Here is a 9,200-nt window from a genome sequence, read left to right as displayed (position 1 = left end):
GGTTCCGTCGATTCGGTGACGCCGGCGTCGATGACGCAGAGGTCTCCGTACGGGAGCATCGCAGCGTGCTGACGGCCATCGCCGAGGCCGACCCGGCCGCCGCCCGAGCGGCCATGGCCGACCACGTGCGCGCCGTGACGGAGCGGGCGCTGGAGCTGCCCTGACCTCGAGCCCATCCGGCCCTGCACCGCCGCGGAAGCCCGCGCCGAGCAGTTCGTGGAGTGCTGAGCCGTCCGTGGTGCGGGATCGGTCCGTGGAGAGTGATCGGTCCGGGGTGCGCGATCAGTCCTCGGGATCCAGGTACAGCTCCTGGACGACGGTGTGGTCCTCCTGGCCGTGCCCCTTCTCGACCGTCTCGGTGTACAGGGTGAGAAGCGCGGGCAGGAGCTGGGCGGGCAGACCGACGCGCTCGCCGGCGGCGGTCGCGTAGCGGAGGTCCTTGACCTGGTTGTCGGCGGACCCGCCGAGCGAGTACTCCCGGTCCAGGAGCTTGTGCTTCTTCTGCGTCAGCACTTCGCTGCGGGCGAGGCCTCCCTCCAGCAGGGTCACCAGCTGCTGGGCGTCGAGGCCGGAGCGCCGAGCCAGACCGAAGGCCTCGGCGAGCGCCGCGAGCGTCCCGCCGACCACGATCTGGTTGCAGAGCTTGGCGATCGAGCCGGTGCCCAGCTCGCCCAGGTGCAGGACCGTCCCGCCGACCAGCTCGAGGACGGGGCGCACCAGGGCGACGTCCTCGTCCGCACCGCCCACCATGATCGACAGGGTGCCGGCCTCCGCGCCGGCGACGCCGCCGGACATCGGGGCATCGACGACGGCGATGCCCGCTGGGGCGAGGTCCTCGGCGAGCGCGCGCACCTGATCGGGCCCGCTGGTCGACATGATGACCACGCGCGCTCCGGCGGCGCCCCAGGCTGCGAGCGTCTCGTCATCCAGGAGCTCGCGGAGCTGGGCCACGTCGGGGAGCACGGAGAGGATCACCGGGGCCGCGGCCTGCGCCGGGGTGTGCGCACGGATCGCGCCGGCCGCGACGAGATCGTCGGCCCGCTGCGCGGTGCGGTTCCACACGATCGGTGGGGCGCCGGCGGCCAGGAGGGTCGCGGCGAGGGGATGCCCCATCGGGCCCAGGCCGATCACGGATGTCCGGGTGGGGACCATGGGATCTCCTTCACAAGCAGGGGGAACGGACCGTACACTTCGAATCATATTTTATATTCCGTCGCGAGGGGCGGTCGACCGCCCTCTCGCTCGTGCACAGGAGCATCCCATGGCCGTGACCCCGTACCCCGCCGCCGACTTCCCGGAGCAGCCGGCCGCCCTGGTCACAGGGGGCGCCTCCGAACGGGGCATCGGCCGTGCCACCGCGCACCGCCTCGCCCGCGAGGGCTGGGCCGTCGCCGTGATGGATCTCGACGGCCCCGCCTCCGAGACGCTCGCCGCGGAGATCACACAGCGCTACGGCGTCCCGTCCCTCGGCCTCGGGGTCGACATCTCCGACGAGGCGCAGGTGGTCGAGGCCGTCGCCCGGATCGATGCGGAGCTCCCGCAGCTGGTCGGCGTGGTCAACAACGCCGGCATCTCCTCGCCGACACCGTTCACCGAGGTCAGCACCGAGGAATGGAAGCGGGTCTTCGACGTCAACGTCCATGGCACGTTCTTCGTGACCCGAGAGGCCGTGAAGGTGTTCCGCCGTCACAGCCTGGGCCGCATCGTCAACATCTCCAGCGCCTCCGCCGAGCGCGGTGGCGGGGTCTACGGGCGCGCCGCCTATTCCGGGTCGAAGGCCGCGCTGCTGGGGCTCGCGAAGACCTGGGCGCGGGAGCTCGGCGAGTACGGCATCACGGCGAACTCGGTCGCCCCCGGCTCGATCGACACGGACATCATGGGCGGCCGGCTCACCGACGAGCGCAAGGAGGTCCTGCTCCAGGAGCTCCCCGTGGGCCGGGTCGGGACGGTCGACGACGTCGCCGGCGCCGTCCACTTCCTGCTCGGGCGCGACGGCGGCTACCTCACAGGCGTCACACTGGACGTCAACGGCGGATCCCACATCCACTGATCTCGATCCACCGACCCCGATCTCCGACGACCTCTCACACCAGGAGCGATGATGCCCTTCCCCGGAACCTTCGACGTGGACCTCTCCGGCGCGACCGCGGTGGTCACCGGGTCGACCCGCGGGATCGGCCGCGCCATCACGCAGCGCCTGCTGGACTCCGGGGCGAACGTGATCGGTCTGCAGCGCGGCGCCGGCTCCCTGGGGCCCGGCCATTCCTGCGTCGGGGTGGATCTCTCCGACCCGGCTGCTCGCGCGCAGGCCGTCGCCGAGGTGCTCGCCGAGCATGAGGTCGACATCCTGGTCAACAACGCCGGCATCAACCTCCGCCACAGCGTCGAGGACTTCCCGTTGGACGAGTTCTCCCAGGTCATGAGAGTGAACCTGGATGCGGTGGTGCAGCTGACGCAGGCCTTCGGCGGCCCGATGCTCGAGCGTGGCAGCGGACGGATCGTCAACATCGCCTCGATGCTCTCGTTCTTCGGGGGAGTCCAGGCCTCCGCCTATGCGGCGTCCAAGGGCGCGGTCGCCCAGTTCACGAAGTCCGTGGCCAATGAATGGGCCGGGCGGGGCGTCGCGGTCAACGCGATCGCCCCGGGATACATCGCCACCGAGCTCAACGTGGTCCTGCGGGAGGACGCCGTGCGCAACGACGAGATCGTCAGCCGCATCCCGGCCGGGCGATGGGGACGGGCCGACGACATCGCCGGTACCGCGCTGTTCCTGGCCAGCGAGGGCGCCGCCTACGTGCACGGGGCCGTGCTCCCCGTCGACGGCGGCTACCTGGCCCGCTGAGCCTGCCGCGCAGGCCACATGCTGTGACGGTCCGACAACCATCTGCTCGTCGTGGAAGGATCACCTCATGACTGCTCACCCGCCGCTGCTGATCGCCATCCTGAGAGGACTCACCCCCCAGGAGGCCCCTGCTGTCGGGGATGCCCTGGTCGGTGCCGGGATCACCCATCTCGAGGTGCCGCTGAACTCCCCGCAGCCCTTCGAGTCGATCCGGATCCTCGCTGAGCGACTCGGCACCGAGGCGCGGATCGGCGCCGGTACCGTCGTCGACCTCGCGGACGTGCAGCGCGTCGCCGCCGCCGGCGGGGAACTGGTGGTGGCGCCGAACACGGACCCCGAGATCATCGCCCGCTCCCTCGAGCTCGGGATGACCCCGTATCCGGGCGTCGCGACCGCGACCGATGTGTTCGCCGCGCTCCGCGCCGGGGCCCGGCACCTGAAGATCTTCCCGGCCGACGCGCTCGGCGAGAGCCTTCTGAGGGCGTGGAGCGCCGTCGTCCCCGAGGGCACCGCGTTCCTGCCCGTCGGCGGCATCACCACCGAGACCATCCCGGGATGGATCCGGGCCGGGGCGGCTGGCGCCGGGATCGGCTCGTTCCTCTACGCACCGGGGCGGTCTGCCGACGAGGTGGGCACGATCGGCGCGGACCTCGTGCGTGCGGCCCAGGGCGCACAGCAGCGAGAGGACACGGCGCTGTAGCCACGTGATCCTCACGTGACGCCGGCACGCCCGGGCACGGAGTCCCCCGGCACGGAGTCCCCCTGCACGGAGTCCCCCTGCGCGGGGTCGCCCCTGCGCGGGGTCGCCTCGGCACGGAGTTGCCCTTGACCGAAGTCGCCCCTGCCGGGGTCAGCGCGCCGGGCGCTCCAGCACCTCGGGATTGAGGATATTGCGCGGCCGGCGTCCGGCGAGGACCTCCACGACGTTCTCGATCACCCGACGCTTGAGCTCCGTCTCGGATTCCTCGCTGTACCAGGAGGCATGCGGGGTGAGCACCGCCGTCGGGCAGTCCCGCAGGGCGCTGTCCTGGGGAAGGGGCTCGGTCTCGAACACGTCCAGGCCCGCGCCGCGGAGGTGCCCGGACTGCAGGGCCTCGACCACGGCGGCCGTGTCCACGACCCCGCCGCGGCTGGTGTTCACGAGCATCGACCCCGGCCGCATCCGGGCCAGGGCCTCGGTGGAGATCAGGTGATGGGTCTGCTCGGTCAGCGGCACGTGGATGCTGATCACGTCGGACCCTGCCAGGACCTCTTCCTGCGTGCGCACCGCGATCCCGTCCTCCGTGGTGGTGCCGGGCTCCCTCATCGGGTCGTAGCCGTGCACGGAGAATCCGAGTGCCCGGGCCTTGCGCGCGGTGGCGGCGCCGATGCGACCCAGACCGATCACGCCGACGGTCCGGGTGGACAGCCGGTGCAGGGGCTTCACAGGCGCGAGGGAGGTCGTCCCTGCGCGGAGGTTGCGATCCAGTTCGACGATGCCGCGGGACAGGGAGACGGCGAGCGCCACCGCATGGTCGGAGACGTCCTCGGTCCCGTAGTCGGGAACGTTGCTGACCGCGACGCCGAGCTCCGTGGCGGCGACGAGATCGAGGGTGTCCACCCCGACGCCGTAGCGTCCGATCGCCCGCACCTGCGGCAGGGACTCGAGCACGCGACGGGTGATCGGCGCGTACTGCACCAGGAGCGCATCCGCCCCCTGGGCGGCCTCGATCACCTCGTCCTCGGTGCCGGCCTGGGTGAGGACCAGGTCGACTCCGGCGGCTTCGGCGACGGCCTGTTCCTCCGTGATGCGGTCCTGGTCCAGGTCGGTGATGACGATCTTCATGGATGCTCCTCCTCGAGTCCCGACGGGTCGGCAGTGCAGTGTCGGCCGCGCACTGCCTGCAGCGCTGATCAGCTCATTCTGCGGCGAGACACAGGATCACTGCTCCCGCGTCAGCCATCTGGACGGTCCCGTCGGGGGAGAGGGTCGCCTCGCCGAAAGCGCTCAGGATCTCCAGGGCGCGCGGTGCGCCGGCGAGCGGTCCGGAGCTGCCGGCGACTGGATCGGAGCTGCCAGCGAGCGGACCGGGACTGCCGGCGAGCGGACCGGGGCCGCGGTGGGCGAGGACGCCCAGCGTGCCGCGGCGCAGCAGCACGGATTCCTCGGCGAGGATCTCGACGCTCGCGCGGTGCAGATCAGGGTCCTCGAAGGCGGGGTGGGTGCGACGCAGGGTGATGAGCGTGCGGTACCAGTCCAGGATCCGGGCGTGCTCGCCGTCCGTGCGCTCCTCATGGCGCAGGATCGAGGACTCGAAGGTGCTGGCGGCCTGGGGATCGGGCACGGTCCCTTCCCACCCCATGGCGGCGAACTCCTCGACCCGGCCCGCACTGACCAGCGGGCCGATCTCGTCGTCATGATCGGTGAAGAAGGCGAACGGCGTCGAGGCCGCCCACTCCTCGCCCTGGAACAGCATGGGCGTCCCCGGACCCAGCAGGATCAGCGAGATCGCCGCGGCATGCTGCCCCGGGGTCAGCGAGTGATGGATCCGATCGCCGGTGGCCCGATTGCCCACCTGGTCGTGGTCCTGGAGGAAGGTCACGAAGGACTGCGCGTCGTAGTGACGGCTGTCGGGGTCGACGGGGGAGCCCCAGACCTTCCCGCGGAACGTCGAGTGCGTGCCCGCATGGAGGAACATCCGGGTCAGGACGGTGGCCAGGGCCGCGGCCGATCCGAAGTCCGCGTAGTAGCCGGCACGCTCGCCGGTGATCCATGCGTGGACCCCGTGGTGGACGTCGTCGGCCCACTGCATGTCCATGCCCAGGCCGCCGGCGGCCACGGGGGTGACGGTCAGGGGATCGTTCCGGTCGGATTCGGCGATCAGCGTCAGCGGGCGCCCGGTCTCCTCCTCCCAGGAGTCGACGGCGTCGGCGAGCTCGGCCAGGACATGCTGGGGGGAGTCGTCGTGCAGCTCATGGACCGCGTCCAGGCGCAGCGCGTCGATCCCGACATCGACCAGCCACTGCCGGGCGCTGCCCACGAGGAAGTCCCGCACCTGGCGGGACCCGGGCTGATCGAGGTTCACCGCCTCACCCCACGGGGTCTCGTGCTGGTCGGTGAAGTACGGGCCGAACATCCCCAGGTAGTTGCCGGTGGGGCCCAGATGGTTGTGGACGACGTCGAGCACCACCGCGAGACCGCGCGAGTGCGCGGCGTCGACGAACCGTCCCAGACCCTCCGGCCCGCCGTAGTCCGCGTGGGTGGCGTACAGGCCCACCCCGTCGTACCCCCAGCCGCGATGGCCGGGGAAGGTGGCGATCGGCATCAGCTCGACCGCCTCGATCCCGAGGTCCACGAGGTCGTCGAGCCGCTCGATCGCCGAGTCGAAGGTGCCGCCGCGGCCGGTCGGCCCTGAGGTGAACGTGCCCACGTGCAGCTCGTACAGGACGGCTCCGCGCAGGCTGCGGCCGGCCCAGGAGGAGGGTCCGCGCAGCGCACGGGGGTCGACGACCTCGCTCTCCCCGTGCACGCCGTCCGGCTGGGACGCCGAGCGCGGATCGGGCAGCCAGAGCTCGGCGTCATCGAGCCGGAAGGCATATCGGGCCCCGGGGACGGCGTCGACGCCGGGCAGCGTGAACCATCCCTCCGGCGCGGACTCCATCGGATGCTCGACCCCGTCGATCCGGATCGTCACCGCGCTCGCCCGGGGAGCCCAGACCTCGTAGCGGTCGTACGCGCGAGGGGCCGGCCCGTCGGTGTGCGGCGTGCTCATCGGTCCTCCCCCGTCGTGCCGTCGGCTGCTGAGACCTCGTCCCGCACCAGCAGCGCCACCGGCCAGTCGGTGAGCAGCGACTGGAGCGGCACCATCCCGCCGGCGACCTCGACACCGCTGAGGAGGTCGCGCCAGCGCCCCTCGGGGAGGGCGAGCTGTGCGTCGCCCCAGCCACCCCGCTGGGCGAGACCGTGGGCGAGGCGCGTGACCACGGTCGCCGCCTCGATCTCGCCCTCTCCCACCGCACGACCGAAGGCGACCGCGTGACCCGTGGTGGTGGGCAGCGGCCGGTAGCCGGCGTCACGGCCCTGGAACAGCTCGGGCCGCTCCCGGCGCAGCACGAGGGCGCTCCGGGTCAGCCAGAGCTTCTCGTCACCGATCCCGTCGGGGCCGGCGCCCTCGAGCATCCGGGTCAGCCGCTCGGCATGCGCGGCGTGATCGACGGCGCGGCGGTTGTCGGGATCCACGAGGGAGAGGTCGATGGTCTCGTTGCCCTGGTAGACGTCCGGCACTCCGGGCATGGTCAGCTGGATCAGCTTCTGGCCGAGGATCGCCGTGCGCTGGGCGGCGTGCGTGCGCCGTGTCCAGTCGGTCAGGAGCCGGTCCACCTCCTCCGAGGCGAGGGCGGCTCGTCCGAGGTCGAGCACCTGCTGCTCGTACTCGGTGTCCTGGTCGGTCCACGTCGTGAGGGTCTTCGCCTCGCGCATCGCCTTGAGGAGGTAGCCGTCCAGACGCTCCGCCGTGATCCGCGGGGCATCGGCCCCGGGGAGGTCCCAGCACGAGACCAGGACCTGCCACAGGAGCAGTTCCATGGCGCCGTCGACGCGGTCCCCGCGAGAGGTGCTCGTGGCCCGGTCCAGGTCCTGCACCAGCATCGCCCATTCCAGGGGCTGCTCGGTGAGGACCGCGAGCCGTGCACGGACGTCCTCGCTGCGCTTGGTGTCATGGGTGGACAGCGTGGTCATGGCATCGGGATGGGTGTGCCGCTTCTCCAGCGCGTGGTCGTGGAGATCGTCCGGCTCCACCCCGATCCGTTCAGGATCCGACCCCACCTCGTTGACCGCGAGGAATCGCGTGTAGCGGTAGAGGGCCGTGTCCTCGAGCCCCTTCGCGTGCACCGGTCCGCAGGTCTGGGCGAAGCGCACGATGACCTCCGACCGCGCGGCGCTCGCCGTCCGGCCCGCGCTGCCCACCTCGTCACCGCACACCAGGGCCACCACGGTCTCCAGAGTCATGACGACGTCCTCGTCGTCGCCGAGCACCTGCAGGGCCCGGGCCGCCGCCTGGTCGATGACGGCACGTTCGGAGCCGGGTGCCGGTTCCCCGGGCACGATGTAGGCCCGATAGCGGTCCATCGCGCCGAGCAGGGCCCGCACGACCTTCTGGATGTTCCGACGGGTGGTGTCCCGCAGACGGATGTCCTCCTGGCAGATGTGGTGGATCAGCGTGGTCAGGCGTTCGAGCTCCGCCCACAGGCTCGTCGAGACGATCTGCTCGGTGGACTCGGCGGCGATCTCGGAGAAGGGGCGCAGATCCTCCGTGCGGCGCTGCCACAGGTGCGTGAGCCCGAGCGCTCCGTGCGGATCGTGGAACAGGCCGCCGACCCGCCACAGGGCGTCGTAGCCGGTCGTGCCCGCGCACGGGAAGTCCCCGGGCAGCTGCTCGTCGGCCTCCAGGATCTTCTCCACGACGGTCCAGGCCCCGCCGGTCGCCCGCTCGAGATCCCGGAGATAGCCGCGCGGATCGGTCAGACCATCGGGATGATCGATGCGGTAGCCGTCGATCACGCCCTCGCCCTGCAGCCGCAGCAGCGTCTCGTGGGTCGCCTCGAACACCCGCGGCAGCTCCACGCGGATCGCGGCGAGCGTGTCCACGTCGAAGAACCGTCGATAGTTCAGCTCGTCGTCCGCGACCTTCCAGTAGGCCAGGCGGTACCACTGGCGGTCCAGCAGATCCGTGAGTCCCAGATGCTGGGTGCCGGCGGCGACCGGGAGCACGTGGTCGAAGTACCGCACCACGGTCTCCTCGGCGGTGGTGCCGTCGGGCTGCGGGATCTCCTCGACCCCCAGCTCGATCTCGCCGTCGGCCAGCACCGACCCGATGGGTCGCCCCAGGACCGGCACCAGGATCGAGCGCTCGGAGGACGGATCGATGTCGAACCAGTCCGCGTAGGGCGACTCCGGGCCGTCGCGCAGGGTCGACCACAGGGCACGGTTGTGCCAGATCGGGGTGGGGATCGCCATGTGGTTGGGCACCACATCCACGATCAGTCCCAGGCCGTGGTCGTGCGCCGCCGCGGCGAGACGGCGCAGACCGTCCTCGCCGCCGATCTCCGTGCTGATCCGGGTGTGGTCCACGACGTCGTACCCGTGGGTCGAGCCGGGCGCGGCCTGCAGGACGGGGGAGCAGAACACGTGGCCCACCCCGAGCTGCGCGAGATACGGCACCAGGGCGGCTGCGTCGTCCGTCGTGAAGCCGGCATGCAGCTGCAGGCGGTAGGTCGACGTCGGGACGGTCCGCGGGGAGAGCCCGGGGCGGGTGGTGCCGCTGCCGGTGCCGGCCTGGTCGGGATCCGGGGACACGGTGCTCAGGTCGGGGGTGGCCAT

General features: G+C 71.6%; 8 protein-coding genes. 4 read left to right on the top strand and 4 right to left on the bottom strand.

The window, feature by feature from the left end; all coding sequences use genetic code 11:
* Positions 1-164 (top strand): FCD domain-containing protein (locus tag ACT3UL_RS14955; RefSeq protein ID WP_444579094.1); only part of this gene is annotated, 164 nt, incomplete at its 5' end.
* A 118-nt stretch (positions 165-282) separates the two neighbouring features.
* Here the strand turns inward: ACT3UL_RS14955 and ACT3UL_RS14950 are convergent.
* The gene (locus ACT3UL_RS14950; RefSeq protein ID WP_444579092.1) at positions 283-1,152 is read right to left on the bottom strand and encodes an NAD(P)-dependent oxidoreductase; all 870 of its coding nucleotides are present in this window, start codon (positions 1,150-1,152) and stop codon (positions 283-285) included.
* A 109-nt stretch (positions 1,153-1,261) separates the two neighbouring features.
* Between ACT3UL_RS14950 and ACT3UL_RS14945 the strand changes: the two genes are divergently transcribed.
* The 3 genes from ACT3UL_RS14945 to ACT3UL_RS14935 all read left to right on the top strand — a co-directional run bounded on the left by ACT3UL_RS14945 (position 1,262) and on the right by ACT3UL_RS14935 (position 3,542).
* Positions 1,262-2,050: an SDR family NAD(P)-dependent oxidoreductase gene (locus ACT3UL_RS14945; protein ID WP_444579090.1), complete on the top strand. Its 789-nt coding sequence runs from the start codon at positions 1,262-1,264 to the stop codon at positions 2,048-2,050.
* Between the two features lie 51 nt (positions 2,051-2,101).
* Complete coding sequence (locus ACT3UL_RS14940; protein WP_444579088.1) at positions 2,102-2,842, top strand: SDR family oxidoreductase; 741 nt, start codon at positions 2,102-2,104, stop codon at positions 2,840-2,842.
* 67 nt (positions 2,843-2,909) lie between these two features.
* Positions 2,910-3,542 carry a 2-dehydro-3-deoxy-6-phosphogalactonate aldolase gene (locus ACT3UL_RS14935; protein WP_444579086.1) on the top strand — a complete coding sequence of 211 codons (633 nt, stop codon included), beginning with the start codon at positions 2,910-2,912 and terminating at the stop codon, positions 3,540-3,542.
* Positions 3,543-3,692: 150 nt separating this feature from the next.
* Here the strand turns inward: ACT3UL_RS14935 and ACT3UL_RS14930 are convergent, their stop codons facing one another.
* From ACT3UL_RS14930 to treY, 3 genes are all read right to left on the bottom strand, one after another.
* Complete coding sequence (locus ACT3UL_RS14930) at positions 3,693-4,667, bottom strand: C-terminal binding protein (protein ID WP_444579084.1); 975 nt, start codon at positions 4,665-4,667, stop codon at positions 3,693-3,695.
* A 73-nt stretch (positions 4,668-4,740) separates the two neighbouring features.
* Positions 4,741-6,594 carry a malto-oligosyltrehalose trehalohydrolase gene (gene treZ, locus ACT3UL_RS14925; RefSeq protein ID WP_444579082.1) on the bottom strand — a complete coding sequence of 618 codons (1,854 nt, stop codon included), beginning with the start codon at positions 6,592-6,594 and terminating at the stop codon, positions 4,741-4,743.
* Positions 6,591-9,200 carry a malto-oligosyltrehalose synthase gene (gene treY / locus ACT3UL_RS14920; protein WP_444579081.1) on the bottom strand — a complete coding sequence of 870 codons (2,610 nt, stop codon included), beginning with the start codon at positions 9,198-9,200 and terminating at the stop codon, positions 6,591-6,593. Before treY ends, treZ begins: the two co-directional genes overlap by 4 nt.

It is taken from the genome of Brachybacterium sp. 107 (genome assembly GCF_052379725.1).
GTDB lineage: Bacteria > Actinomycetota > Actinomycetes > Actinomycetales > Dermabacteraceae > Brachybacterium.
The sequence above is the reverse complement of the archived record's forward strand: the minus strand, read 5'-3'. Positions and strand labels throughout refer to the sequence as shown.

What these genes read in the sequence shown, in the direction of transcription:
- treZ (WP_444579082.1), bottom strand. Translation starts at nt 6,594, where the DNA reads ATGAGCACGCCGCACACCGACGGGCCGGCCCCTCGCGCGTACGACCGC.
- ACT3UL_RS14930 (WP_444579084.1), bottom strand. Translation starts at nt 4,667, where the DNA reads ATGAAGATCGTCATCACCGACCTGGACCAGGACCGCATCACGGAGGAA.
- ACT3UL_RS14940 (WP_444579088.1), top strand. Translation starts at nt 2,102, where the DNA reads ATGCCCTTCCCCGGAACCTTCGACGTGGACCTCTCCGGCGCGACCGCG.
- treY (WP_444579081.1), bottom strand. Translation starts at nt 9,200, where the DNA reads ATGGCCACCCCCGACCTGAGCACCGTGTCCCCGGATCCCGACCAGGCC.
- ACT3UL_RS14945 (WP_444579090.1), top strand. Translation starts at nt 1,262, where the DNA reads ATGGCCGTGACCCCGTACCCCGCCGCCGACTTCCCGGAGCAGCCGGCC.
- ACT3UL_RS14935 (WP_444579086.1), top strand. Translation starts at nt 2,910, where the DNA reads ATGACTGCTCACCCGCCGCTGCTGATCGCCATCCTGAGAGGACTCACC.
- ACT3UL_RS14950 (WP_444579092.1), bottom strand. Translation starts at nt 1,152, where the DNA reads ATGGTCCCCACCCGGACATCCGTGATCGGCCTGGGCCCGATGGGGCAT.